This window comes from Streptomyces sp. NPDC091387, from assembly GCF_044756945.1.
Classification (GTDB): Bacteria; Actinomycetota; Actinomycetes; order Streptomycetales; family Streptomycetaceae; genus Streptomyces.
The window spans coordinates 183976-210220 of record NZ_JBIVTZ010000014.1 but is presented as its reverse complement, the minus strand read 5'-3'; the positions used below and the strand labels follow the sequence as shown (position 1 = coordinate 210220).

15 protein-coding genes and 1 CRISPR repeat array are annotated in these 26245 nt (G+C 71.5%); of the genes, 7 read left to right on the top strand and 8 right to left on the bottom strand.

The genetic code is table 11. The annotated features are described in order from the left end of the window. Positions 1–17 precede the first annotated feature (17 nt). The 3 genes from ACIQM0_RS28120 to ACIQM0_RS28110 all read right to left on the bottom strand — a co-directional run bounded on the left by ACIQM0_RS28120 (position 18) and on the right by ACIQM0_RS28110 (position 8093). Positions 18–4985, bottom strand: coding sequence for a DNA repair ATPase (locus ACIQM0_RS28120; RefSeq protein ID WP_401291737.1), 4968 nt, complete (start codon positions 4983–4985; stop codon positions 18–20). A gap of 206 nt (positions 4986–5191) precedes the next feature. Further along, positions 5192–7294 (bottom strand): flotillin family protein, encoded by a 2103-nt coding sequence (locus ACIQM0_RS28115; RefSeq protein WP_401291735.1) that lies wholly within the window; start codon positions 7292–7294, stop codon positions 5192–5194. Positions 7295–7433: 139 nt separating this feature from the next. Continuing rightward, a complete protein-coding gene (locus ACIQM0_RS28110) occupies positions 7434–8093 on the bottom strand; it encodes a hypothetical protein (protein WP_401291732.1) in 660 nt (219 codons plus the stop codon). A 308-nt stretch (positions 8094–8401) separates the two neighbouring features. On the opposite strand from ACIQM0_RS28110, the gene ACIQM0_RS28105 reads away from it, so the two are divergent. Both ACIQM0_RS28105 and ACIQM0_RS28100 read left to right on the top strand, forming a co-directional pair. Then, the gene (locus tag ACIQM0_RS28105) at positions 8402–9487 is read left to right on the top strand and encodes a PucR family transcriptional regulator (protein ID WP_401291730.1); all 1086 of its coding nucleotides are present in this window, start codon (positions 8402–8404) and stop codon (positions 9485–9487) included. 147 nt (positions 9488–9634) lie between these two features. Continuing rightward, positions 9635–11131: an MFS transporter gene (locus ACIQM0_RS28100; RefSeq protein WP_401291727.1), complete on the top strand. Its 1497-nt coding sequence runs from the start codon at positions 9635–9637 to the stop codon at positions 11129–11131. A gap of 43 nt (positions 11132–11174) precedes the next feature. Here the strand turns inward: ACIQM0_RS28100 and ACIQM0_RS28095 are convergent, their stop codons facing one another. Beyond that, a complete protein-coding gene (locus tag ACIQM0_RS28095; RefSeq protein ID WP_401291724.1) occupies positions 11175–11705 on the bottom strand; it encodes a nitroreductase family deazaflavin-dependent oxidoreductase in 531 nt (176 codons plus the stop codon). A gap of 131 nt (positions 11706–11836) precedes the next feature. Between ACIQM0_RS28095 and ACIQM0_RS28090 the strand changes: the two genes are divergently transcribed. Next, positions 11837–12388, top strand: coding sequence for a MarR family winged helix-turn-helix transcriptional regulator (locus ACIQM0_RS28090; protein ID WP_401291722.1), 552 nt, complete (start codon positions 11837–11839; stop codon positions 12386–12388). 3 nt (positions 12389–12391) lie between these two features. On the opposite strand, the gene ACIQM0_RS28085 is transcribed toward ACIQM0_RS28090, so the two are convergent. From ACIQM0_RS28085 to ACIQM0_RS28070, 4 genes are all read right to left on the bottom strand, one after another. Next, a complete protein-coding gene (locus tag ACIQM0_RS28085) occupies positions 12392–13645 on the bottom strand; it encodes a cation:proton antiporter (protein ID WP_401291719.1) in 1254 nt (417 codons plus the stop codon). Between the two features lie 2 nt (positions 13646–13647). After that, on the bottom strand, positions 13648–14118 hold the full coding sequence (locus ACIQM0_RS28080; RefSeq protein ID WP_123460321.1) for a cation:proton antiporter regulatory subunit: 471 nt from the start codon (positions 14116–14118) through the stop codon (positions 13648–13650). A 333-nt stretch (positions 14119–14451) separates the two neighbouring features. After that, positions 14452–16861: a CRISPR direct-repeat array (repeat unit 29 nt; unit sequence CTGCTCCCCGCGCGTGCGGGGATGAACCC). A gap of 70 nt (positions 16862–16931) precedes the next feature. Beyond that, on the bottom strand, positions 16932–17093 hold the full coding sequence (locus ACIQM0_RS28075; protein ID WP_401291716.1) for a hypothetical protein: 162 nt from the start codon (positions 17091–17093) through the stop codon (positions 16932–16934). After that, entirely contained in the window at positions 17090–17332 is a 243-nt protein-coding gene (locus ACIQM0_RS28070; RefSeq protein WP_401291713.1) for a hypothetical protein, read from the bottom strand. The genes ACIQM0_RS28075 and ACIQM0_RS28070 overlap by 4 nt, the downstream gene beginning before the upstream one ends. 313 nt (positions 17333–17645) lie before the next feature. Between ACIQM0_RS28070 and ACIQM0_RS28065 the strand changes: the two genes are divergently transcribed. The 4 genes from ACIQM0_RS28065 to casB all read left to right on the top strand — a co-directional run bounded on the left by ACIQM0_RS28065 (position 17646) and on the right by casB (position 26239). Beyond that, on the top strand, positions 17646–19190 hold the full coding sequence (locus ACIQM0_RS28065) for a helix-turn-helix domain-containing protein (protein ID WP_401291711.1): 1545 nt from the start codon (positions 17646–17648) through the stop codon (positions 19188–19190). An 11-nt stretch (positions 19191–19201) separates the two neighbouring features. Next, complete coding sequence (locus ACIQM0_RS28060) at positions 19202–19687, top strand: hypothetical protein (RefSeq protein ID WP_401291708.1); 486 nt, start codon at positions 19202–19204, stop codon at positions 19685–19687. A 1288-nt stretch (positions 19688–20975) separates the two neighbouring features. Continuing rightward, positions 20976–25592 (top strand): type I-E CRISPR-associated protein Cse1/CasA, encoded by a 4617-nt coding sequence (gene casA, locus ACIQM0_RS28055; protein WP_401291705.1) that lies wholly within the window; start codon positions 20976–20978, stop codon positions 25590–25592. Next, positions 25589–26239, top strand: a complete 651-nt coding sequence (gene casB, locus ACIQM0_RS28050; protein ID WP_401291702.1) for a type I-E CRISPR-associated protein Cse2/CasB — start codon at positions 25589–25591, stop codon at positions 26237–26239. The genes casA and casB overlap by 4 nt, the downstream gene beginning before the upstream one ends. Positions 26240–26245 lie beyond the last annotated feature (6 nt).

Below are 26245 nucleotides of genomic sequence, written 5' to 3'. Positions count from 1 at the left end.
GTTCCCTTCTCGCGGCCCTAGTGATCGCCGCGGTGAGTGGTTCCGGGTGTTCCGGGCGTCCCCGGTGTCACGGACGCCGGCCCGGCCAGGAGCCCGCGGGGGTCCGCCGCCCGGCTGATGGCCGACTCGACCGCCGCGATCCGGTCCGCGAGCAGGCCGAGCGCGGCCACCGCACGGGTCACGGGGTCGCCGTCGGGGCCGCCGAGCGCCTGGGTGCGGACGTACGCGGCGGTGACGGCGGACCAGCGGGCGGCCTGCTCCGGACCGAGGGTTCCGCGCAGCGCGGCGAGCTTCAGCAGGGCGGCCTCCGCGCCCGTGGTGAGCGTCTGGGCCTCGCCCGCGTAGTGGTCGTCGATGACGTCCGACAGCTCGGCGTCGTTCATCACGGGCACGATCCGCTCGGCGATCCGGTTCATGTTCCGGTACGAGCCCTGGAGCCGGAAGGGCGGTTCGGTGCGCGTCGCGTCCGTCTGGGCCGCCGAGGCGATGTACGCGGCGTTGACCGCGAGAACGGTGTCGCGGGCGGTGAGCAGATGGCGCAGCACGGCGACGACGCGTTCCACCTCCGCGGGCGTGTACGGGTGCTCCAGCCGGTTCGCGCCGGACGCGGGTTCCGTGCCGGCGGCGAGCCGCAGCAGCAGCGTGAGGTCGTCGCGGGACCGGCCGGCGAGCGGGGCCAGCACCGGGTTGGCGGTCAGCGCGTTCTCCACGAAGCTCAGCGCGAAGACGTCCTCCCGGCCGCTCAGCACCTCGCCCAGGTTCCAGACGTCGGCCCGGTTGGCGAGCATGTCGGGAATCCGGAACTGCTCCCCCGACTCGGTGTAGGGGTTGCCCGCCATGCACACCGCGAACCGCTTGCCCCGCAGGTCGTAGCTGCGCGGCTCGCCGTCCCGCACTCCCTCGATCCGGCGGGTGGCGTCGCAGAGCGGGATGAACTTCTGGAGCAGTTCCGGTGAGGTGTGCTGGATGTCGTCGAGGTAGAGGAGGGTGTTGTTGCCCGCCTCCAGCGCGAAGTTGATCTTCTCGATCTCCTGGCGCGCGGTCGCGCTGCGCGCCTGCGCGGGGTCCAGCGACGTCACGTCGTGGCCGAGGTTGGGTCCGCTGATCTTGACGAGGACCATGCCGAGCCGGTCCGCGACGTACTCCATCAGCGTCGTCTTGCCGTAGCCGGGCGGAGAGACGAGCAGCAGCAGGCCCTGCGAGTCGGTGCGCCGGTCGGCGTCGGCGGTGCCGAGCTGCTTGGCGAGGCTGTCGCCGATCAGCGGCAGGTACACCTCGTCGAGCAGCCGGTTGCGGACGAACGCCGACATCACGCGCGGCCGGTGGTCGTCCAGCCGCAGCCGGGTACGCTCGGCGGCGGCCAGCGCGGTGCGCCGGCGCTGGTAGGCGCGGAAGCCGGGCACCGTGACCGTACGGAACTCCTCTGTACGGAAGAGGAGTTCGTCGATCCGCAGGCGCAGCCGGCCCCGGTCGATGCGCGGGTGGACGCCGAGGAGCCCCTCCACGGTCGCGGTGAGCGGCGCCTCGCCCTCGTAGCGGCGGACGGCCGGCTCCGGGCAGAGCTCGACGGCGACGGCCTCCGCGAGATCGCCGTCGTCGAGGTCAGAGCCGCTCGCGCGGGAGTACGAGCCGAGCCACCCCTCGACGAGCTGGCGGCGGGCCGGCAGGTCGTCCCCGAGGGCCGCGAGATCCTCGTCGTACGCCGAAGTGCCGGTGGTGCGGCGGAACTTGTCCAGGAACGTGCGGACCCCGGCGCTGGTGACGAAGCCCTCCGGGCCGCTCGTCAGCTCCTCGAAGAGGTACACGGCGACGGCCCGCGCGCCCTCGCCCGCGATGACGCCGGCCCACTCCTCCTGGAGTGCGGCGACGGCCGGGGCGAGCCCGAAGGTGTCGCGGGCGCGGGCCAGCGAGCGGGCCCGGCGCGTCCAGGAGGTCCGCAGGGACTCATCCGCCCGGTGCGCCCAGAAGAGCTGGGCGGCGGCCCGGACGGCGGGCGGGCAGCGCAGGAGCCCGGCCCCGGCGTGCAGCCGCAGCAGTACGGTCAGGATCGCGCCGGCGTCCTCGTCGTGGACGCCGCGCTGATACCCCTCGTCGTACGTACCGGCCGCCGACTCCCTTACAAGAGTCGCTAGTTCGGCCGGGTCCAGGGCGGCCAGCCGGTCCGCTCCCTGCTCGGCCAGCAGCCGGGCGGCCAGGTGCTCGCCGCGGTAGACGGCAGGGGACTCGGAGGGCAGCTGCTGGTCCCAGTACGGGCGCGTCGCACCGAAGTCCGGGTCCGTCACCGGCATCCGGTAGTCGGTACCGGTGACGGCGAACGCGAGCCCGTCCCCCTGGGGGACCAGCGTCAGATCGAACGGCTGGGTGTTCACCGCGAACCGGTGGCGGCCCAGCCGGATGGTGGCCCCGCCGTCCGCGTACAGCTCGCTGCGGTCCCGCAGCGCCCGCCCGGCCTCCTGGCGGGCCGCGAGCAGCTGCCCGTCCAGCTCCTCCGCCCGTACCGCGTCCCCGAGTTCGCGCAGCTCGGCCGCCGTGCGGCGGACCTTGGTGACCATCGGGTCGGAGGCGAAGTAGGTGTGGACGGCGTCCGCGTCGGACAGGGCGGCGCTGCGCCGGGAGACCGTGTCCAGCACCCGGGCGGCGGACTGGGCGAGGCGCTCGGTGCGGCGGGCGAGAGCGTCCTGAAGGGTCTGCCTGCGGGCCGAGAACGCCTCGTACACCTCCGTCCGCCGCTCGCCGAGCGCGGTCAGGAAGTCGTCGAACTCCGCGAACCGCGCCTCCAGGTTCTCCAGCTGGAGCAGCAGCCGCGCGAGCTGCTCGTCGCAGGTCTCGGGGGTGGCCGCGGCCGCCAGCGCGCCCGTCACCGCCTGCCCGAGCAGGGCGAACTCGGCGGCGAACTCGGCCCGGCCCTCGTGGTCGAGGAGGGTGCGGCGGCGGGCGTCGAGGATGGCGCGGACCCGGTTCACCCCGCCGAGCACCTCGGCGATCCGCTCCAGGATCGAGGTGCGGACGACGCCGTCACCGATGTCGAGCCCGGCGACGACGTCCGTGACCGTGCTCAGCCCGTCCGTCATCCCCGTCAGCCGCTCGCCGAGCGCGGCGGCGTCGGTGACGGTGGCGAGCGCGGACGCCTCCTCGGTGAGGCGGGCGATGTCCTCGTGGTAGCCCGCGAAGGCGTCGTCCCTGGCCAGGAACGCGACCGCGCGCCGGCCGGCCGAGGCCAGGTCGTCGGCGGTGGCGGCGGTGAGCTCGTCGATCCGCGCGGTGTCCGCGTACCGCATCTCACCGAGCGTCGCCAGATGGCCGTGCGCGGCGCGGAGTTCGGTGAGCCGGGTGACCCACTCGGCGGCGGACCGCGGGGCCTCGCCGCGGACCCGGCGCACCAGCGTGGTGATCCGGTCCGCGCTCTCGTCGAGCGCGTCGGCTGCCTGCCGGGTCAGCTCCTGGACGCCCTCGAACTCGGCCAGCACCTGCTGCGCGGTGTCCCGGACTTCGGTCAACGGGACTGCGAGGGAGCCGAGTTCGTCGTCGTCCAGCCAGTGGTAGCGGTCGGTGGCGCGGGTGCAGTCGGCCACCAGCCGCGCGTAGACCGCGGCGGTCGGGGTGGTCCCGTCCGCGCTGTGCGCGAGCGCGAGGCAGTCGGAGATGCCGCGCACCAGGTCGGCGTTGCCGATCCGGGCGAGCGGGCCGGTGCCGGCGGGGCGGGAGGCGGCGTAGGTGTCGGAGACGTACGGCGTCCGCCAGCGCTGCACCGGGTGAACCCGCGCCGGTCCGGCGTCCGGGCCCTCCACCGGGTCCCGCAGGAGTACGAGGGTCCCGTCGTCGAGCAGGGCGTGGCCGCGGCCCTGGAGCGGGGTGGCCACTTCCTGGCGGATCACGTTGTAGGGGAGCAGCAGGCTGCGGCCGTCGTCCCGGGAGCGGAACGCGTAGAGCACGTCCTCCCCGTTGGGGGAGCGCACGGCCCCCTCGAAGGCGGGCTCGGTGAGCGGCCGCGCGATGTCGAAGGTCTTGGCGGTGCCGGTGGTCAGGTAGAAGCCGCCGGGGAAGATGATCCCCTGGTCCTCGGGGAGCCGGTGGCAGGCCGGGCCGATCGCGTCCAGCCGCAGCACCGTGCCGAGAAGCGCGTTGAACACGAGGTGGCGGGCGGCCTCCTCCTTGTACGGGCGGACGCGGAGCAGGACCAGCGGGCCGAGCTCCGCGTACTCGACCTCGGCGTCGGCGAGCGACTGGAGGGGCTCGGTGACCGGCTCCCGGTAGATCCCGTCCGGGGTGTCCGTGTCGTTGACGGCCTTGACGGTGAGGTGGCCGCCGAGAGTGGTGACGAAGAGCCGCGCGTCGCTTCCGTCGCCCGTTCCCCCGATGGCGATGTGCGGGTGCCGACCCGGGATGTGGGCCTCGCGTCCGGCGACGGTCCAGGTGAAGTCGTGCGACGGCGGGAACACGTGGTCGCGCTCGCCGCGTGCGTCGAGGAACGCGCCGGGTGTCCCGTCGGGGCCGAGGGCCCAGCGCAGGACGCGGATGTCCTCGGCGCTCTCGCCGGTCCGGAACACGGCGAGGAGCCGCCCGTCGGTACGGCGCAGCCGCAGCAGCCGGGCGTCGCGGTAGTAGCGGTGCAGCCCATTGAACTCGCGGACGAACGCCTCGTCGGTGAGGAGCGCACCGGTGCCGGGGGCCAGCTCGGCGTCGTACAGCGCGAGTACGTCCTCGACGGCGGGCTCGTCGCCCCGGCCGGGGCCGCGTTCGAAGCCGAACAGCAGCCGGCCGCCGATCGCGACGAGGTCGCGGGGGGTGGAGGCCTGCTCGGTACGGATCTGCTCGCTGCCGAGCAGCCGCAGACCGGTGGAGCCGAACTCCTGCGTGCGGCGGGAGTTGAGCGCCTCGGCGCGGCGGGTGAGCTCCGCGGCCTGGCCGGCGAGCCGGCGGCGCAGCACGTCGTAGGCCCCGGCCTCCACGGGGCCGCCCGGGGGCGGCGGGGTTCCGGTGTCCATGCGGTGCGGCTCCTTACGGGTGGGCGGATGCGTGCGGCCGGGCGGCCGGTGGTGTCCTCAATCGCCGGACGGGCTTGAGGGGACGGGCTGGGAGGAAGGTTCGGGTGCGTCCCCGGCACCGTCCGTCCTCAATCGCCGGACGGGCTTGAACTGCCGCCCCCATCGGGCAGACCCGGTCCGTCCGGCGGTCGAGGACAGCGCGCCGGTCACGACACCGGCGTGCCGTTCCGGGACGGCGACTGGACCGCGTTCACCGGCAGGTCCGCGAGGCCCAGTTCACGTGCGTGGTCCAGGAGCCGGCGGACCTGGTCCGCCCCCGCGCCACCCGCTCCCGGTGCGGCCATCATCCGCATCAGCAGCGCCGACACCGTCAGGTTCTGTACATCGCCCGACGACACCGACCCCAGCACCTTGGTCAGGTCGTCCGTGAACGACGACGTGCCGTTCAGCCACGGCCCGGCGAGCGCCTTCGCCGTGTCGGAGTTCCCGACGAAGCCGTCGAGGCTCTTGCCCATGGAGATGGACGAGACCAGCCGGTCGAAGAAGACCGACTCCCCGCCGACGATGTCGATGTCGGCGTTCTCCAGCCCGGCGGACACGATCGTCGCCTGCGCCTGAGCCACCTGCCGCTGCACATCGAGACCGGCGAGCCGGATCTCCTTCTCCGCCTCCAGCCGCAGCCGGTACTCCTCGTGACCGCGCGACGCGTCGTCCAGGGCGGCCATCGCGGCCGCCTTGTCGGTGAGCCCCGCCGCCTCGGCCTTCAGCTTCTCGCCGATCACCGCCGCGTCGGCCGTCGCCTGGGCCTGCGTACCCTCCGCCGCCGCGAGCGCCTTCAGCCTGGAGCCCTCCGCCTCGGCCCTGAGCCGGGCGGACGTCGCCTCGGCCTCGGCCAGGCCGGTCTTCTCGATGACCTCGGCCGCCGCGTCCCGTACCCGCACCTCCGCGAGGCCGGCCGCGGCCGACTCCGCCTGCACGCCCTCGGCCAGCCGCAGCTTCGCGCGGGCGTCCAGGTCCGCGGTCTTCAGCCGGGCCTCGGCGAGCGTGAGCTGCTCGGCCGCCCGGTGGGTGGCCGCGGCCTCCGCCGCCTCCGCGGCCTTGATGTCCTTGACCAGCTGCTCCTGGGCCTCCGCCTCCGCGGCGATGATCACGGACTTGCGGGTGCGCTCGGACTCCTCGACGGAGCGCAGCGTCTTGATGGACTCCTCCTGCTCGGCGACCGTACGGTCCACCGCGATCCGCTCCCGGATCACATCGGCGACCTCGCGGCGCTCGGCCTCGACCTCCTTCGTCGCGGCGATCCGGTTCAGCTCGGTCTGCCGCTCGCGCCCGATGACCTCGATCATCCGGTCCTTCTCGATGCGCTCGTTCTCCACCGCGATGACCCGCTCGCGGTTCTTCTGCGCGACGGCGATCTCCCGGGCCTGGTTCTCCCGCTGGATGCCGAGCTGCTCCTCCGTCCTGATGAACGCCCCCTGGGCGCCGAGGCGTTCCTCCTCCTGGACCCGGGCGGTCACGGCCTCCTCGCGGGCCCGCAGCGTCTCGACCTCGCGGCGCTGCTTGATCTCGGCCTCGGCCTGCCGGCGCTCCAGCTCCAGGATGGTCTCCCGGGCGTCGACGTCCTGCCGGGTGATCTCCTTCTGCTCGGTGCGCTGGAACTCGTTGGTCCGCACGTGCTCGATCGCGGTCAGCTCGGTGATCTTCCGAATGCCCTGCGCGTCGAGGATGTTGGCGCCGTCGAGCTGCACCATCGGGGTCTGCTCGAGGAAGTCGATCGCGGCGTCGTCCAGGTGGTAGCCGTTCAGATCGGTGCCGATGACCCGGATGATCCGGTCCCGGAACTCCTCGCGCTTGGTGTACAGATCGACGAAGTCCAGCTGCTTGCCGACGGTCTTGAGCGCCTCGGAGAACTTCGCGGCGAAGAACTCCTGGATCGCGACCTTGTCGCTGGCCCGCTCCGTACCGATGGCCTGGGCGACCTTGATGACGTCCTCGACGGTCTTGTTGACCCGGACGAAGAACGTGATGTGGATGTCGGCGCGGATGTTGTCCTGGCAGATCAGGCCCTCGCGCCCGGTGCGCCGGATCTCGATGGTCTTCACCGAGATGTCCATCGATTCGGCCTTGTGCAGCACCGGCAGGACGACGGCACCGGTGAAGGTCACATCGACCTTCTTGGTCTTGGAGATGATCAGGGCCTTGCCCTGCTCCACCTTGCGGAAGAGCCGGGTGACGATCAGCAGCAGGGCGATGGCGACGAGCAGGACCACGGCGATGAGCAGGCCGAGGCCCAAGGAGATGGCTTCCATGACAGTCCTTGGCGGCTGGTGGTACGGAGAATGAGAGGTGGAGTGGGCACGGCTCGGGGACCGGTCGCCGTGCCGCGTCCGGGCGTGGCGGAGCGGACCGGCGCCGCGCGTGGCGGTGCGGTGCGGGTGGGCGTGGGGCTCAGGCGGTGTGGCCGGGGGCGGCGCGCCGGTGCGTGGGCAGCGGCTGCGGCGGTCCCGGGTCGAGCGCCTTGTCGTACGGCGAGACCCAGAAGAACTCGCCCGCGTCGTCCCATGCGTACAGCAGCCCCGAACTCCCCGAGGTCAGCTCCGCGTCGTCCGGCCGCAACTGCCTGACCTGGACGATCGCGGTGGACCCGTCGGCCGCGGCGACCTCGGCCTGCCCGAAGTCCGGACCGACCGAGCCGGTACGGATGGTGCAGACCCGGCCCAGGAAGTCCTGGCGCGATGGTGGAGGCTGGTCCGGGAAGAAGCGGCGGAAGTGGTGCACGAGCACCCGCGCCACGGCCCAGGAGATCAGCAGCGCGCCGGCGAGGATGCCGAAGGCGAGCGCGGCGCGGGCGGTGCCGGTGACGTCGCTACGGTGCAGCAGGACCGAACCGGCCAGCGAGGTGAACCAGGCGACGGCCACCATCAGGGACACCGAGACGGTGACCGGCACACCGCCGACCCCGGCCATGTCGGCGTCGAGGTCCGCGTCGAAGGAGTGGTGGTCGGCGGCGCCGGCCAGGACGAGCAGCCAGAAGGCGATCACGACGACGAGCGCCGCGGCGAAGAGAACGGCCGGGAAGGACAACGTCGCTGTCAGGAACTCCCGCATCGGTCCCACCCCCTGCCGTCCCGCCGACAGCACTGCCGGCGTCTGCGCGTGGTCCGGCGACGACCCGGGCGCCGCGGTACCGCCGTCAGCGGTCCCGCGGCAGCCGGGCCTTCCCCCGTACCCCCGTTCGCACCCCCGTGTTTCCCCCGTGGTCCCCCGGTTGGTGCTGACCGGATCGTGTCATTGGGGGCCGGGCCGTCGCACTGCCGGAACACGGCAATCTTTCTCCGTCCTCGATGCCGGGCACCGGCACCGGACCGTGAGCGTTGTGCCAATGTCAGCAACGAAGCAGAACTGGAGGCGGGCGCGTGCCTGAGCCGGAGATTCCCGACAGTTTCCTTGAGGGCTACGCCCACGTCCTGGGTGAGGTCGCCGTCACCGGCCGTCGGCTCACCCGTGAGGAGCTGGAGACCCGGCGCACTCTGGGCAGGCAGGCCGCCGAGGCCGGACACCAGCTCCGCGCCCTGGTCCGGATGCACCTGACCGAGACCCGCACCTCCTGGCCGGCCGCCGCCCCCGGCGCCACGGCGGCCACCTCTGCCGCGGTCGCCGAGAGCGTGCTGGCGGCGGCGGAGCAGGCGGTCGACGCGTTCGCGGAGGGCTTCGAGCGGGCGCAGCGGCTCACCGTGCGGCGCGAGGAGGCGGCCCGCCGGGAGTTCATCGACGACCTGCTGTACGGGCGCAGCGACCTGGGCCGGCTCGCCGAGCGGGCCACGCGCTTCGGGCTGCGGCTCTCGCGCGCCCACGCGGTGGCGGTGGCGGCGGGCCCCGAGGCGTACACCGAGACGGATGCCGTGCCCCGGCAGGTGGAGTCGGCGCTGCTGGCCCGGTTCAGCGGCCGGAAGATCCTCATCACGACGAAGGACGGGCGGCTGATATGCATAGCGCCCGGCAGTCAGCCCGACGTCCTGAGGTACTTCGCCAAGCAGGCGCACGCGGCGACGGACGGCGGCCGGGTCGCCGTCGGCCGTGCCCACCGGGGCCCCGGCGGTGTCGTCCAGTCGTACGACGAGGCGCTCGACGCGCTCGATCTGGCCGACCGGATGGACCTGGACGATCCGGTGCTGTACTCCGCCGATCTGCTGGTCTACCCGGTGCTGACCCGGGACCGGCAGGCGATGTCCGACCTGGTGCGCAGCGAGCTGGGCCCGCTCCAGGAGGCGCGGGGCGGAGCGGAACCGCTGCTCAAGACGCTGTCCGTGTACTTCGAGTCGGGCTGCGTGGCGGCCGAGACGGCCCGCCGGCTGGCGCTGAGTGTGCGGGCCCTCACCTACCGGCTGGAGCGGATCCACCAGCTGACCGGCTCCGACCCGTCCGACCCGATGCACCGCTACACCCTCCAGACGGCGGTGATCGGGGCCCGGCTGCTGGACTGGCCCGCGAAGGAGGTGTGAGCCGCCCGCGCGCTGCCTCCCCGGTCCTGCCGGGTCCCGGCAGGACCGCGCCCCGACGGCGCTCCCCGCATGCGGGCCGTCCGCCCTCCGCCTAGCGTGATCACTCGGGGGATACCGGCGGTGTGCGCAACGAGGGAGATCCGCACCATGGCCCGACACGCGCGTCCGTCACGGGAGCCGGCCGAGGGCGGGAAGGGGCGCGGCTCGTCCCACCGGTGGTGGGTGCTGGGGGTGATCGGGCTCGCCCAGCTGATGGTGGTGCTCGACGCGACGATCGTGAACATCGCGCTGCCCTCCGCCCAGCAGGACCTCGGCTTCAGTGACGGCAACCGCCAGTGGATCGTGACGGCGTACGCCCTCGCCTTCGGCTCGCTGCTGCTGCTCGGCGGCCGGATCGCCGACCTGGTCGGCCGCCGGGTGGTGTTCCTGACCGGACTCGTCGGCTTCGCGGTGGCCTCGGCGATCGGCGGTGGTGCCCCGAGCTTCGAGATCCTCGTGCTGGCCCGCACCCTCCAGGGCATGTTCGGCGCGCTGCTGGCCCCGGCCGCGCTCTCCCTGCTCACCACGACGTTCACCGTCCCGAAGGAGCGGGCCAAGGCCTTCGGTATCTACGGGGCCATCGCGGGCGCGGGCGGTGCGGTGGGGCTGCTGCTCGGCGGGGTGCTGACGGAGTACCTGGACTGGCGCTGGTGCCTGTACGTGAACCTGCTGTTCGCGCTCGTCGCCTTCCTCGGCGGCTGGCGCCTGCTGGACGCGGGCGCGCCCGTGGACCGTCCGAAGCTCGACATCCCGGGGACCGTGCTGGTCTCGGCCGGACTCTTCTGCATCGTGTTCGGATTCTCCAGGGCCGAGACGCATCCGTGGAGTTCCCCCGACACCTGGGGTTTCCTGGCGGCCGGCGTGGTACTCGTGGCGGCGTTCGCGTGGTGGCAGACCAGGGCCGCGCATCCGCTCCTGCCGATGCGGGTGGTGCTCGACCGGGACCGGGCCGCGTCGTTCCTCGCGATGTTCATCTCCGGCGGCGGCCTGTTCGGGGTGTTCCTGTTCCTCACGTACTTCCTGCAGAAGAGCCTGTTCTACTCGCCGGTCAGCACCGGTCTGGCCTTCCTGCCGATGATCGCCGTCATGATCGCGACGTCCGTGACGACGACGAACGTCCTGGTGCCGAGGCTCGGCGCCAAACCGATCGTGCCGCTCGGCATGGGCCTCGCGGCGGCCGGCATGGTGTGGCTGACCGCCCTGGACCTGAACAGCACCTATCTCGCCCATGTGCTGCCCCCGCTGATCTGCCTGGGGCTCGGACTGGGCATGATCTTCGCCACGGCGATGAACCTGGCCACCGCCGGGGTCGCCCCCCGGGACGCCGGGGTGGCCTCCGCGATGGTCAACACCAGCCAGCAGGTGGGCGGCTCCATCGGTACGGCGCTGCTGAACACCCTCGCCACCAGCGCGGCCACCCGCTACCTGGTCGGCCGCCGCCCGACCCCGGAGGCCGTCGCCCAGGCCCAGCTGGAGAGCTACTCCACCGCGTACTGGTGGTCCGCGGGCTTCTTCGCCGTCGGGTTCCTGGTCACGGTGCTCCTCTACCGCCGGGGCGTGCCCCACGCCCACCCGGTGGAGGAACCCGCACGGGCACGGAGCTGACCCCGGCCCTCAGCGCCCGCTCCCGGCGGTCAGCGCGCGGTCCTCAGCGGTTACTGCTCCCGGCGGTCCGGGCGCCCTCGGTGAGACGTACGAACGCGATGGCCTCGCCCAGGGTCGGGTGGTCCGCCTCGCTGCCGTCGACCGTGAACCCCGGGTACGCGCGGAGCCGCCGTGCGATCCGGGGGTGCCGGGGCGCGTACCGCGCCGTCAGCTCGCCGCCCTCCCCGGCCGGCAGATCGGCCGCCGTCACCGCGTGGAACCGGCGGCCCACCTGCACGGTGGCCTGCGGCGTCTGTTGCAGATCGCGGTACCAGTCGGCGGCGGGCCCGGATCCGGACGCCACCGTCCAGCTCCGCCGGCCGTCCACCGTCGCGGACTCGACGACCTCGACGGCCGTGCGGCGCGGCTGTCCCGAGGCGCGCCCGGTGTGGACGAGGAGCAGCAGACGCCCCCGGAACAGGGGTCCGAGCCCGGCCCGGAACATGTGGACCGGCAGCCGGACGGCGGCACGCCGCCAGCCCGTCGGAGGGGACGGGGGCCTGGGGTCGGACGAGGCCGCGGATTGATGCGTCACGGTGCAAACGTTGCACAATCCAAAGATGTACGCCACCGTCGCACTCCGTGAACCGGATGGCGGGACGACACCTTTCGGTCACGGCCCCGCCCGGCTTCCGGTACTGCCGGCCAGGCACGGTACAAAGGGGCATGGCCGCGCACGAACAGGCATCTGAGAAACGACCGTCCGCTCCCGGCAGGGACGACGTCGACGCGGTGACGCGGGCCGTGCTGACCGCGTCGAGACTGCTGGTGGCGGTCTCCGCACGGTCGCTGGCGGCGGTCGAGGACCGGGTGACGCTGCCGCAGTTCCGGCTGCTGGTGGTCCTCGCCACGCACGGGGACGCCAAGCTCGTCTCGCTGGCCGAGCGCCTGGGCGTCAATCCGTCGACCGCGATGCGGATGCTGGACCGGCTGATCGTCGCCGGTCTGGCCGAACGGCAGGTCAACCCGGCCAACCGCCGGGAGACGGCACTGCGGGTGACCCCGCAGGGCCTCCAACTGGTCGAGGACGTCACGGCCGGCCGCCGCCGCGAGATCGCCTCGATCGTCGAACGCCTCGCGCCGGAGCAGCGGTCCGCGCTGATCGAGGCGCTGACGGCGTTCACCGCGGCGGGCGGCGAGCCGGCCGTGTCCGGGGGCGGCGCGGACGCGTACCCCCTGGGCTGGGTGCCCGACCTCCCCGCCGCCCAGGACGACTGAGGTTCAGTCGGCGGTCTGAGCCAGCTCCTCCTGCGGCGCGGGCACCCGGGCGGCGGGAATCGTGCCGCTGTCGGCCCCGGGAGCCGTGCCGCCGTCCTTGGCGCGCCACTTCTTGATCAGCTCGACGGCGGGCTGGGTCCAGCGCGCGGTGAGCGGGCCGACGATGACCAGGATCAGGACGTACGCGGTGGCGATGGGGCCGATGCGGGGCTCGGTCGCCACGGCCAGACCGGCGATGACGATGGAGAACTCGCCGCGGGCGACGAGCGTGCCACCGGCCCGCCAGCGCCCGCGCGACCCGATGCCGGCCCGCCGGGCTGCGTACCAGCCGGTGGCGATCTTGGTGAAGACGGTGACGACGGCCAGCAGCGCGGCCGGGAGCAGCACCGGCGGGATGTCCGCGGGATTGGTGGAGAGCCCGAAGAACACGAAGAAGACGGCGGCGAAGAGATCCCGCAACGGGGTCAGCAGCTTGCGCGCCCCCTCCGCGACCTCTCCGGAGAGCGCGATGCCGACGAGGAATGCCCCGACGGCCGCGGACACCTGCAACTGCTGGGCCACCCCGGCGACCAGCACGGTCAGTCCGAGCACGACGAGCAGCAGCATCTCGGGGTTGTCGGAGGACACGGCCCGGCTGATCAGCCGCCCGTGCCGCAGCGCGAGATAGAGGACGAATCCGACGGTGCCGAGCGCGACGAGGAGCGCGATGCTCCCGCCGGCCAGGCCCACGCCCGCGAGCATCGCGGTGAGCAGCGGCAGGTAGACGGCCATCGACAGGTCCTCGATGACCAGCACCCCGAGGATGACGGGCGTCTCCCGGTTGCCGAGCCGCCCCAGATCGGCGAGCACCTTGGCGATCACCCCGGACGACGAGATCCAGGTGACCCCGGCCAGCGCCACCGCCCCCACGGGCCCCCACCCGAGCAGCAGCGCGGCGACGGCCCCCGGCGTCGCGTTGAGCACGAAGTCCACGGCACCGGACGGGTACTGCGTCTTCAGACTGGTGACGAGCTCACTCGCGCTGTACTCCAGCCCCAGCAGGAGCAGCAGCAGGATGACGCCGATCTCGGCGCCGACGGCGGTGAACTCCTCACTGGCCCCGAGCGGCAGCAGCCCGCCCTGGCCGAACGCGAGTCCGGCGAGCAGATAGAGGGGGATCGGCGAGAGCCCTATTCGCCCCGCGAACCGCCCGATGATGCCCAGTCCCAGAATGACGGAGCCGAGCTCCACCAGTAGTGCGGTCGTGTTGTCGTGCACGGTCAGCCCTCCGCAATGATTTCGGAGAGCGTGTCCACGCCCTCGCGCGTACCGACGGCGACGAGCGTGTCCCCGATGGCGAGCCGGAAGTCCGGCCCAGGTGACGGATGCGCACTGTGCGTACGCAGCACCGCCACGATCGAGGCCCCGGTCCGGGTCCGGGCCCGGGTGTCCCCGAGCAGCCGGCCCCCGTACGGGGAACGCGTCCCGAGCGGTATGTGCTCGGTGACCAGATCGATGCCGTCGGTCCGTACGGCGTCGATCGGCGCGGCGTCGATGAGGTGCGCGAGCCCGGTGGCCTCCTGTGGAGTCAGGGGTACGGAGAGCCGGCACGAATCAGGATCGTCCTGGTCGTAGAACCCGATGAACCGGCGCCCGTCGTGGTGCACGACGACGGAGATGTGCTGGCCCGATTCGGTGGTGTAGTCGTACTGCACTCCGACTCCGGGCAGCGTGGTGCGGTGGGTTCCCATGGCTTCCTCCCGAGGAGTGCGACGCTTACTGAACGCACTTGGTGATCTCTTTAGTCCCGCATTACCCTAACCGGACCCTTGATGGGGTCTTCGAGTTTGCGTTCCGCCCGTGGGTGGATGGCTTCCCTGGTGCGCCTTGCGCTGTGGGGCGGGCGGCTCTCTCCGGTACGCCTTGCTCTCCGGCGCCACGGACGAGCGGTGCGGTTTACGGGGTTCGGGCGGTGAACGGTGCGGGCTCGGGTTCAGTGATGGGCGATTTGGTCATGTATGCCGGACTTCGTGAAGCTGCTTCGAAATGGCAGGATGCGTCCAGAGAACCCGAGGTCAGGCAGTCTGCTCCCCGCGCGTGCGGGGATGAACCCTCGCCCGCAAGGGCCTGACCGGGCGAATGCTCCTGCTCCCCGCGCGTGCGGGGATGAACCCGGGAGGAGCGGGAGCAGCAGCGCCAGCGGGAGCTGCTCCCCGCGCGTGCGGGGATGAACCCGCCTCGCGACCGAGTCCGCGGCTCGCGTCGCGCTGCTCCCCGCGCGTGCGGGGATGAACCCGAGTAGGACACGTTCGGTTGCAGCCCGCCCACCTGCTCCCCGCGCGTGCGGGGATGAACCCCAGCAGCCGGGGTCTTTGCCTGCCCGGCCAAGCTGCTCCCCGCGCGTGCGGGGATGAACCCTATGACCGGACCGGTGGGTGCTGGGGGACTTCCTGCTCCCCGCGCGTGCGGGGATGAACCCGCGGTCGGCCTGCGAGATGCACAGCGGGTCGACTGCTCCCCGCGCGTGCGGGGATGAACCCCCGAACAGCACGTCGTCGGACGGGGGGAACACCTGCTCCCCGCGCGTGCGGGGATGAACCCTCGGGGTTGTCGCCCCCGCCCTGTCCGTCCGTCTGCTCCCCGCGCGTGCGGGGATGAACCCGCGGGGAGTTCGATCATGGTTGTCCCTCTCCGCTGCTCCCCGCGCGTGCGGGGATGAACCCGCCTCGCCCTGGTCGCCCCCCTCAGCAAGGCACTGCTCCCCGCGCGTGCGGGGATGAACCCACGTCGACGGCGACGCGGGGATGGAGCGAGAACTGCTCCCCGCGCGTGCGGGGATGAACCCGGGTGCACCATTCCAGCGTTCGCGGACACGGGCTGCTCCCCGCGCGTGCGGGGATGAACCCTGCCACGACAAGTCGTCATCGCCGCGCCGGCACTGCTCCCCGCGCGTGCGGGGATGAACCCGGCGACTGGACGGCAGACATGTGTACTCCGGGGCTGCTCCCCGCGCGTGCGGGGATGAACCCTGCCACGACAAGTCGTCATCGCCGCGCCGGCACTGCTCCCCGCGCGTGCGGGGATGAACCCGGCGACTGGACGGCAGACATGTGTACTCCGGGGCTGCTCCCCGCGCGTGCGGGGATGAACCCTGCCACGACAAGTCGTCATCGCCGCGCCGGCACTGCTCCCCGCGCGTGCGGGGATGAACCCTGGCGGCAGCCAAGGACGTGAAGGCCGAGAACCTGCTCCCCGCGCGTGCGGGGATGAACCCTTGCTGTACGGCTGCTCGCACTTGAAACAGCCCTGCTCCCCGCGCGTGCGGGGATGAACCCCCTCGCCACGACGGTCCGCACTACGACTGGTTCTGCTCCCCGCGCGTGCGGGGATGAACCCACCACGGCCGAGACGGTGATCGCGTCCTGGTCCTGCTCCCCGCGCGTGCGGGGATGAACCCGTCGGGGACACCACGGTGGCCCGGAGCAGCACCTGCTCCCCGCGCGTGCGGGGATGAACCCAGCAACCGGCCGCCGCCCGGCCCGGATGACCCCTGCTCCCCGCGCGTGCGGGGATGAACCCGGCCCCTGGATGGCGACGGTGGCGTTGAAGCCCTGCTCCCCGCGCGTGCGGGGATGAACCCGGGCCGAACTCCAGCTACAGCAAGATCGCTGCCTGCTCCCCGCGCGTGCGGGGATGAACCCGGGTACAGGCCGGCGGTCTGTACCGTCGAGGACTGCTCCCCGCGCGTGCGGGGATGAACCCGTCTCCGGCGACGCTTTGAAGGCCGCAGAGACCTGCTCCCCGCGCGTGCGGGGATGAACCCCACGTCGTCGACCCAGTGAATCTGCACACGGTCTGCTCCCCGCGCGTGCGGGGATGAACCCTCCACGGAGTCGCCATCGATCCGTGCGGTGATCTGCTCCCCGCGCGTGCGGGGATGAACCCAGCCGCGCGAACAACCCGCCCAGGGGTGAGTGCTGCTCCCCGCGCGTGCGGGGATGAACCCGCCGGTATCTGTCCGCCGTCGTCGATACCGTCCTGCTCCCCGCGCGTGCGGGGATGAACCCCGGTCCTGCGCCGCGATCATCAGAACCCGGACCTGCTCCCCGCGCGTGCGGGGATGAACCCGCGCGGTTGTACCGCTGGGCGCGCGTCAGGCCCTGCTCCCCGCGCGTGCGGGGATGAACCGAATGAGCGGCCGTTTCCCCGGCGCCCCCGACCCTGCTCCCCGCGCGTGCGGGGATGAACCCACATAGCCGTTCTTCTTGATCAGGACTCCGCCCTGCTCCCCGCGCGTGCGGGGATGAACCCGACGTACTTCGGCCTCACGACAAGACCAACGCCCTGCTCCCCGCGCGTGCGGAGATGAACCCAGCTTGGCCTCGGCCCCGGACGGCCACCGGGCCTGCTCCCCGCCGTGCGGGGATGAACCCCAGCACAAGGACTACGCGCAGCGGAACCTCGCCTGCTCCCCGCGCACGCGGGAATGAACCCTTGCCGACCTCGTTCGGGAGTATGCCCGCCCGCACCTGGACCGCTGTCGGCCTCGGGTACGGGCGGGAGATCAGCGAGCCGGGTGCTGCGGGTGCGACTGTGGGTGCGTTCGGGGCCTGGCGCACAGCATCCTGTGGACGTTGACCGTGCCCCCGGCGCCCGAGGCCGCGTCGATATAGATCTGCTCGGCCTCGTCCGGCCGCATCAGCTGCTCGCAGCGATCACAGATCACCGGGCCTCCTTAGGGGTGGCGACGAGGCGGCAGCGCGCGACCTCTTCGTACTCGGTGTGCCCCATCCGCCCGGCGTGCTTCAGCGCCCAGGTGTCAGGGGTGATGTGTGAGCGGCTCGGCTCGGGCTCTTTGCCGCAGCCCGGGGTGAGGCAGCGGATCAGGATGAAGGTCTGCGGTGCCTCGCCGCGGGGAGCGCCGATCGTCCACTCCGTGAACCGCATCACCGACCGGGGGGTCATCGGCGGGTCTCCCGCCAGGCGCGGCCGTGGGGCAGGGTGCTCCGGCGCGGCAGGCGGCGCACTGGGCGGTGTGCCCGAGGAACACGCGGTACGCGCCATCAGTGCCGGCGGGGCGGTGGCGGGGACATTCGCAGTCAGGGAACGCGGCGCTGGGGTCCACTGTCGTGACCGGAACAACCTCGGCCTCCGGCCGTAAGACGCGGGTGATCCCCGCCCTGTCCACTTCGTACACCTTGAGCGTCATTCCCATGGAGTGCCCCAGCCGTCGGTTGTCATCGCCTCAACAGCATCGACTGGTGGGGCTAACTGCGGTATGACCAGGAGGGGTTACCGAGGCGGTCATGCACTCGTTGCTCCTCCAGCAAGGCGCCTGCGCGTGCATAGGATCGCAACGGAAGTCACCATGGATGCCACCACCCCCGGCCTGCTCACCCCGGACGTGCTCGACAGAGCTGACGTTCGGGCGGCGCTCATCGAGCACGACTTCGCAGCCGTCTTCACCCTGATCAAGAAATGGGGCGGCCTCTCCCAGAACCGCATCGCCTCCGCCTGCCAGTTCACCCCGGGCAAGGTGTCCACGATCATCAGCGGGGCCCAGCGCGTCACCAGCTTTGACGTCGTCTGCCGAATCGCTGACGGTCTCCGCATCCCGGGCATCCTGCTCGGGCTCGCACCGCGGCCCTGGGAGGGCGATCGCACTTCAGCACAGCACGATCAGCCAGACGTTCCAGGTGAACGGCCAGACACGGACGAGATCCCGTGGCGGCCCGACGCCACTGTGGACCTGGCCACCCACCTCACCAGAAGTGATCTCGTGATGGACCGAAGGGCCCTCACTCGCGCCCTCGCCGGTGCCGCTGTAACCGGCGCTGCGCTCCTCGACAGCCTCGAAGGCTGGCTCGTGCCGGCCGCCATCGTGCCGGAGCACCGCCGTCCCGGTCGACTCGGCATGGGTGATGTCGCGGAGCTGGAGACCACCGCGCGGGCCTTCCGCCAGTGGGACCACCAGTACGGCGGCGGACTCCGGAGGAAGGCAGTGCTCGGCCAGCTCGCCGAGGTCTCCGGCGCCCTCGACGACCACCAGGCACCCGCTGTCGCGGACCGGCTGTATCGCGTCATGGCCCAGCTGGCCGGCACCGCCGCGACGATGGCATGGGACTCCGGTCTGCAACGGCGGGCCCAGGACTACTACCGCCTCGCGCTCCGTGCCGCGCACGCCGGAGGTGACATCATCTTCGGGGCCAACGTGCTCGCCGGAATGGCCCGCCAGATGCTCTACCGCGACCGGGCCGATGACGCGCTCCAGCTCATCCACCTTGCCCAGGAAGGCGCCCGCGATGTCATGGGGCCCCGAGTCCGTGCCATGCTCCACACGCGAGAGGCGTGGGCATACGCAACCCAGGGCAGACATGCGGGGTTCCAGCGGGCGACGGCCCGAGCAGCCGAGGCGCTGGCAGCAGCAGGCAGCGACGAAGAGCCCTACTGGATTGCGTACTTCGACGAGGCAGAGCTCGCGGGCGTCACCGGGGGACGGCTTCTCGACCTCGCCCGCGCCGACCCGCGCCGACACGCCGCCCAGGCAGCTGCCGAGATCCGGACCGCCCTGGCATACCGCGGCCAGGAGGCCGGGCGTTCCCACGCGCTCGACCGTATCGGCCTGGCGGAATGCCAGTTCCTCGCTGGCGATATCCGGTCGGCTGCCGCCGAAGCAACTCTCGCGGTGCAGGCCGCGCGAGGGACGCAGTCGGGGCGTGTCCGCGCACAGCTCGGGCAGTTGTACCCCTACACCGTGGGGCACAGCGCCTCGCGTCCGGTGCGGGAGGCGCGCGATAGTATCCGCGACCTGCTGTCGAGCTGAGGGACGGGCGCATGACGACATTGGCCGTGACCGGGCATATGGACCTGACAGACGAGAGCGTGCCGCTCGTGCGCGAGGCTCTGCGCAGTCTGCTGGCCGGCTACAGCGAGGACCTGACGGGGGTCTCCTGCATTGCAGCGGGATCGGACAGCATCTTCGCCGAAGAGGTTAATGCCGTGGGCGGACGTTTGGTGGTCGTGATCCCCTCTCAGGACTACCGCGCCCGGAAGGTCAAGCCAGAGTACGCGGCAGTCTTCGATCACCTGGTCGAGACCGCCGTCGAGGTGTTTACGCTGCCGCATGAGACTGCCGGCCGCCGCGCTTACGAGGCGGCCAACGCCGAGCTCTTGCAGCGTGCCGATCGGCTCGTCGCCGTCTGGGACGGCCTTGCTCCTTCGGGGAAGGGCGGGGGTACAGCGGACACGGTGGAGGAGGCCCGAGCTGCTGGAGTGCCGGTAGATGTGGTGTGGCCGGATGGAGCGGCACGACGGGGCTGACCCCGGACACGATGAGGGGCCCCCGCCGCCGGCCGAAGCCGGAAGCGGGGGCGTTCTGGATCATGGGCGGCGACGGTCGAGCAGCGCATACGCGGCTGGAGACGCGGTCGGGGCGGGCACGGACGCCCGTCGCGTCGGCATACGAGCGCATCCGGGTCTCCCGGCGGGGGCTGGAGGCTGTACCCGGCCGGGCAGGGGTGCCCGCTGGTCCCATTAGCCCCGTTACGCCCGTCTGCTCTGCTTTTTCCCGCCGCACCGGTCGAGCCTCAGATGCCCTTCTCACCGCGTAGCACCGACGGGCCAGGGGCCGACACCGCGGCACGAGCGGTCAAATGCTCCACCACGTCACCCGGATCGGGTGCGCCCTCCTTGAGTCGAGGTAACCCTCCGGAGCCTGGCAGGTGGCATTCGCGCACTGCGTTGGTTCAGTCAGTTTGACGTGCGGCTGCCGCGTAGTGAACGACCGAAAATGATCAGCACGATGATGACTACCACCACGCGAATCCCTGGGTCGACTGGGGGCATGGAACCGGCACCAGCTCCAATGACTGTCAGTAAGAGCTGTCGGGTGAACGGCTGGTCGAACTCAGGTTGTGCGGCTGCGGGTCCATGTGCTGCGGTCATGACTCATTCCGTTCTGCAGAGTGGCTTGGCGTGCAGGCTGACGGGTGCGGGTCCTGGCGAGGCGCGACGTAGATGGCCGCCCAACTCCGGTCCTGGTGCGCCTACTTCAGGAGCATGGCACACGTGCGTCATCCCCGAGCGGTCTTCCGCGAACCTGGTTGCAAGGTCATGAGTGCTCAACATGAGTTTATGCAGTTGAGGCTGCTGTGGACTGAACGTATGAGATTGCGGGAGCCGACCATCCGGACCCGGTTCCCTCGCACGTGCGAGGGAACCGGCGGCCAGATCGTCGGTGTAGTCCAGCCCCGATGGGGTTCATCCCCGCGTACGCGGGGAGCAAGCGTTGGGTGACGCCCAACGGGAGTTCATGCAGGGGACATCCCCACACTTGTGGGGAACCGGGGGCCGAGCCGACCTACGTCCGCGGCGCAACTCGCCAAGTTCGACGAGCCCGACGAGGGTCCAGAGTATGTCGCGACGAGGACAGTCCCAAGTTGCCGAATCGGGCAAACAGCCCTCCTCTCCCATTTACCCCCTTCGGGATGGATGCGGCCGTCTTCCCAAGTCCCGAGGGCGGCCACGCTCATTACCGCAAACACATCCTCCAAGGTGTGGATTCAGAAGACGAGGCACATTCGAACGCCAAGCTGTATTCAATGTCCGCATGTCCCACGCAAGCCGGATACGCCCCCTCCCCAGCTCGGCGTTGACCGCGCCCACTCGCACCGTGTGGGCCAAGCACGACCGTCCCACCGAAGGCTGGTTGCCCCTCTGGCAGCACATGTCCGACAGTGCGGCTATCGCCGGCCTCCTCTGGGACGAGTGGGTTCCCCGCCTGATCCGGCAGCAGATTGTTGACGTCGTCCCGCACCCGGACGACGCCCGCCGCCTCGTCGTCTGGCTGGCTGCCACGCACGACATCGGGAAGGCGACGCCCGCCTTCGCCTGCCAGGTCGATGGGCTCGCCGACGGCATGCGCGGGGCCGGGCTGGACATGCCGCACCAGAAGCAGTGGGGGGACGACCGGCGTATGGCGCCGCACGGGCTGGCCGGGCAGTTCCTGATGCAGGAATGGCTCGTGGAGCGGCACGGGTGGACGGTGCGCGCCGCCGGGCAGTTCGCGGTGGTGGCCGGTGGGCACCACGGAGTGCCACCCGGGTACGCGCAGATCCACGATCTCGACAGGCACCCCGAGCTGCTGCGCACTCCGGGGCCGAGCGAGGCACTTTGGCGCGGTGTGCAGGACGAGTTGCTTGATGCCTGCGCGGAGGCTTACGGCGTACGCGAACGACTCGACGCCTGGCGCTCGGTGAAGCTGCCGCAGACCGTGCAGGTGCTGCTGACGGCCCTCGTCATCGTCTCCGACTGGATCGCGAGCAACCCCGACCTCTTTCCGTACTTTCCCGAAGACGTACCGCGTACCCCGGACGAGCGGATTGCCGCCGCCTGGCGCGGACTTGATCTGCCTGGCCCGTGGGAGCCCGCAGAGCCGGAGGGGACGCCGGCCGAGTTGTACGCATCGCGGTTCGACCTGCCGGCCGGGGCCGGGATCCGGCCGGTGCAGGAAGCCGCCGTACGGCTCGCGCGTGCCCTTCCCGAGCCGGGGCTGATGGTGATCGAGGCACCGATGGGGGAGGGCAAGACCGAGGCGGCCCTCGCCGCGGTGGAGATATTCGCGGCCCGCAGCGGGGCCGGCGGGTGCTTCGTCGCCCTGCCGACCCGGGCGACGGGCAACGCCATGTTCCCGCGCCTCCTGAAGTGGCTGGACCACCTGCCGGGCGCCGAGCGCCACTCGGTCTTCCTCGCGCATGCCAAGGCCGCGCTGAACGACGAGTACGTGGGGCTGATGCGCGCAGGCGGAGGAGGTGGCGTCCGAGCCGTGGATGTGGACGGCCCGGCCGGTACCCGTCGGGCCTCGCGGGACGCCCGGCCGGGTGCGGCAGAGCTGATAGCCCACCAGTGGCTGCGAGGCCGCAAGAAGGGAATGCTCTCGTCGTTCGCGGTCGGGACGATCGACCAACTCCTGTTCGCGGGGCTCAAGAGCCGCCACCTGGCGCTGCGCCATCTCGCACTGGCGGGCAAGGTCGTCGTGATCGACGAAGCTCACGCTTCCGACGCCTACATGAACGTCTACCTGGAGCGGGTGCTGTCCTGGCTGGGCAGTTACAGGGTGCCGGTCGTCGTGCTCTCCGCGACCCTGCCCGCCGCCACGCGGCGGGCTCTGATCGGGGCATACACGGGTGACACCTCTCCGGAGGGAATCTCCGACAACGCCACCGCCGCGCAGGGATATCCGGTGCTGACGGCCGTCGCGCCGGGCAGCGCCCCACTGACCGAGTGCCCGCCGGCGGCTGCCGACCGGGGTACGGACGTCCTGCTCGAACCGCTCGACGACGATGTGTCCGTGCTCGGCGACACCTTGGCCGACGCGCTGTCCGGCGGTGGCTGCGCACTCGTCGTACGGAACACCGTCGACCGGGTGCTGGAGACGGCGGAACGGCTGCGCTCCCGCTTCGGCGGCACGGCGGACGTCACCGTCGCGCACTCCCGCTTCATGGACCTGGACCGGGCCGCGCTGGACGCGAGGCTCCTGAGACTCTTCGGGCCGAACGGCGATCGTCCGCGTGGGCCGAAACCGCACATCGTCGTGGCGAGCCAGGTCGCGGAACAGTCCCTTGACGTCGACTTCGACCTCCTGGTCACCGACCTCTGTCCCGTGGACCTCATGCTCCAGCGGATGGGGCGCCTGCACCGGCACCAGCGGGGACCCGGCCAGAACCAACGGCCGCCGGCCCTGCGCCGGGCCCGGTGCCTGGTCACGGGGGTTGACTGGAACGGCACACCGCCCGAACCGGTACGGGGTTCGGAGCGGGTGTACGGACGGCACACCCTGCTGCGGTCCCTCGCCGTGCTCCGCCCGTACCTGCACGCGCCGGGCAGCACCCTGAGCCTTCCGCAGGACATCCTCCAGCTCGTCCAGACGGCCTACGGAGAACAGCCGATCGGCCCGGCGAGTTGGGCGGAGGCGATGACCGCCGCCGATCTGGAGCACCGGACCCGCCGTGCGGAGCAACAGACCGAGGCGGAGGTCTACCGGCTGGACCGGGTCCGCAAGCCGGGGCGGCCGGTGATCGGCTGGATCGACGCGGGTGTGGGCGACGCCGACGACTCCCGGGCCGGCCGCGCCCAGGTCAGGGACAGTGAGGAGAGCCTTGAGGTACTGGTCGTCCAGCGGCAGCCGGACGGTTCGCTGACCACGGTTCCCTGGCTCGACCGGGGGCGCGGGGGGCTGGCGCTGCCGACCGATGCGGTTCCGCAACCGGGGGCGGCAAGAGCCCTCGCCGGGAGCACGATGCGGCTGCCGTTCCACTTCTCGAAGCCATGGGTCCTGGACCGGGCCATCGACGAGCTGGAGGAGCTGCTGATTCCGGCCTGGCAGGCGAAGGAGTGCCCGTGGCTGGCCGGGGAGCTGATTCTGGAGCTCGACGAGCACTGTCAGACCCAACTGGCAGGCTATGAAATCGAGTACAGCAGTACTGACGGACTCAGGGTGGGGCGCCCCGGCGCCCTCGACGTAAGGCTGGTGGAACACGTGCCGTCGTTCGATCTGGTGTCACGCCCGTGGCTGCCGGTCCAGCGGGTCGACGGCACGACTGCCGAGCTGTCGCTGCTGGACGTGTTCGCCCAGGCAAGCGGTGTGCGGAGGCTGGTGGGTGACGTCCCGACGCAGGAATTCGCCCTGGTCAGACTGTTGTTGGCGATTCTGCACGACGCCGTGGACGGGCCGGACGACGTCGAGGACTGGGCGGATCTCTGGGAGAGCGAGGACGCCTTCGAGGCCGTACCGGCCTACCTGGAGCGGCATCGTGCACGCTTCGACCTCCTCCATCCGCACCAGCCCTTCTTCCAGGTCGCCGGGTTGCACACGGAGAAGGACGAAGTCTTCTCACTGAACCGCATCGTGGCCGATGTCCCCAACGGAGACCCCTTCTTCAGCATGCGCATGCCCGAGGCCGAGCGCCTCGGTTTCGCCGAGGCCGCCAGATGGCTGGTCCACACCCATGCCTTCGACACGTCGGGCATCAAGTCCGGCATGGCGGGCGACGACCGGGTCAAGGGCGGAAAGGTCTACCCGCAGGGAGTCGGCTGGGCGGGCAACCTGGGCGGGGTGATGGCGGAGGGGACGAACCTGCGTGAATCGCTGCTCCTCAACCTCGTAGCCCCTGACCACTCCACCTTGCGTTTCAGGGACGACGACACTCCGGCCTGGTGCCGCGAGCCCTGCGGACCGGGCGCGGAGTCGCCGCTGAACCTCGCCTCCCGGCCCTCCGGCCCCCGGGATCTCTACACCTGGCAGACGCGGAGGGTGCGCCTGCACCACGACGACACCGGTGTGTACGGCGTCGTACTCGGCTACGGGGACCCCATCGTGTCGAGGAACAAGCAGCTGCTGGAGCCCATGACGGGCTGGCGGCGCAGCGAGGCGCAGGAGAAGAAGCACGGACTGCCGCGCGTCTACATGCCCCGTGAGCACGACCCCGCACGAGGTGCCTGGCGTGGCCTGGCCGGCCTTCTCCAGAACGGGCCGGGGAAGGGCGGAGCGCAGAGCGGGGAGCCGGCGGCATTTCTCCGGCCGGGCCTGCTGACCTGGATGGCACGACTGGTCCACGAACAGGCCCTGCCGAGAGGCTTTCTCTTCAGGACGCGCATCGTCGGGGCGCGATACGGAACGCAGCAGTCGGTGATCGACGAGTTGGTCGACGACGGCGTCACCATGCCCGTCGTCCTTCTGCACGCGCAGGACAAGCGGTACGCCGCTGCGGCCGTCGACGCGGTGGGTGACGCGGACCTCGCGGTGAGAGCGCTGGGTGACCTCGCTGCCGACCTCGCCCGAGCGGCCGGTTCCGACCACGACACGCACCGGGATGCGGCCCGCGAACGGGGATACGGCGAGCTGGACGGTCCCTACAGGCTCTGGCTGCGGCGGCTCGGGGAGAGCGACGACCCGGCGCGCGAGCGTGAGGCATGGCAGCAGCGGGTGGGCCGGATCATCAGGGATCTGGGCGACGACCTGCTGGATTCGGTGACCACCGCCGCGTGGGAGGGCCGAGTGCTGGACCTGGGCAAGGGCCCTCAGTGGTTCGACGACACGAGCGCCGACAAGTGGTTCCGGATCCGGTTGGGCAAGGCACTGCCCAGGGCTCTTCCGATCCCCGCGCCGCGCGGCGTCACATCGCAAGGTCCGCTCGGCGAAAAGGATTTGGTGGAGGAGACGGCATGAGCGCAGACCGGCGGAGGAGCGGCGCGTCGACCGGCGCCCCCGTACAGACGGAATCCCTGTCCGCCGCGGACCTGATCAACGAGACGGTGCACTCCCATGTCTCGCGCCTGCAGTGGGGGTACCGAGAGGACCGCTCGGAGGCTGTCGCCACCGTGGCACGCATCAGGCGGGGCGCCGGTAAGCCGGCCGGTGAGATCCCTGACCTCTGGGGCCTCATCGGGGCCGAAGCGCTGTACGTACGAGGGTGGCGCGAGGAGGACGCGGGCCGCGCCGAGAGCGCGGTTCACATGGCCGTCACCCTGTGGGCACTGCATCAACAGGGCCACCATGCGGCGGACATGCACGTCAAGGACGGTCCTGGCCTCGGCAAGGCCGTCCGCAGGCTGATGCCCGACGCCGCGATGGACGAGCCCATCCGCAAGCGGTTCGTACGCGCCGGCACAGCGACGTCCATCGACGCCCTGGCCACTCGTCTGCGCGAACTCGTCGTGCTGCTGAGGCGCGACGACATCGCCATGGACTACGGGAAGCTCGCCTCGCAGCTGTACGCCTGGCAGCGGCCGGGAGGCCGGGCCGAGGTGCATCGCGCATGGGGCCGGAGCTTCCACTCGTACGGGCCGGTCAAGCCCGAGGGGGACGCCCCGTAACGAGCT

Excerpts from the sequence above, each read along its gene's own strand:
- ACIQM0_RS28100 (WP_401291727.1), top strand. The coding sequence starts at position 9,635 with ATGGCCCGACACGCGCGTCCGTCACGGGAGCCGGCCGAGGGCGGGAAG.
- ACIQM0_RS28115 (WP_401291735.1), bottom strand. The coding sequence starts at position 7,294 with ATGGAAGCCATCTCCTTGGGCCTCGGCCTGCTCATCGCCGTGGTCCTG.
- casA (WP_401291705.1), top strand. The coding sequence starts at position 20,976 with ATGTCCCACGCAAGCCGGATACGCCCCCTCCCCAGCTCGGCGTTGACC.
- casB (WP_401291702.1), top strand. The coding sequence starts at position 25,589 with ATGAGCGCAGACCGGCGGAGGAGCGGCGCGTCGACCGGCGCCCCCGTA.
- ACIQM0_RS28110 (WP_401291732.1), bottom strand. The coding sequence starts at position 8,093 with ATGCGGGAGTTCCTGACAGCGACGTTGTCCTTCCCGGCCGTTCTCTTC.
- ACIQM0_RS28080 (WP_123460321.1), bottom strand. The coding sequence starts at position 14,118 with ATGGGAACCCACCGCACCACGCTGCCCGGAGTCGGAGTGCAGTACGAC.
- ACIQM0_RS28090 (WP_401291722.1), top strand. The coding sequence starts at position 11,837 with ATGGCCGCGCACGAACAGGCATCTGAGAAACGACCGTCCGCTCCCGGC.
- ACIQM0_RS28060 (WP_401291708.1), top strand. The coding sequence starts at position 19,202 with ATGACGACATTGGCCGTGACCGGGCATATGGACCTGACAGACGAGAGC.
- ACIQM0_RS28070 (WP_401291713.1), bottom strand. The coding sequence starts at position 17,332 with ATGACCCCCCGGTCGGTGATGCGGTTCACGGAGTGGACGATCGGCGCT.
- ACIQM0_RS28065 (WP_401291711.1), top strand. The coding sequence starts at position 17,646 with ATGACCAGGAGGGGTTACCGAGGCGGTCATGCACTCGTTGCTCCTCCA.
- ACIQM0_RS28120 (WP_401291737.1), bottom strand. The coding sequence starts at position 4,985 with ATGGACACCGGAACCCCGCCGCCCCCGGGCGGCCCCGTGGAGGCCGGG.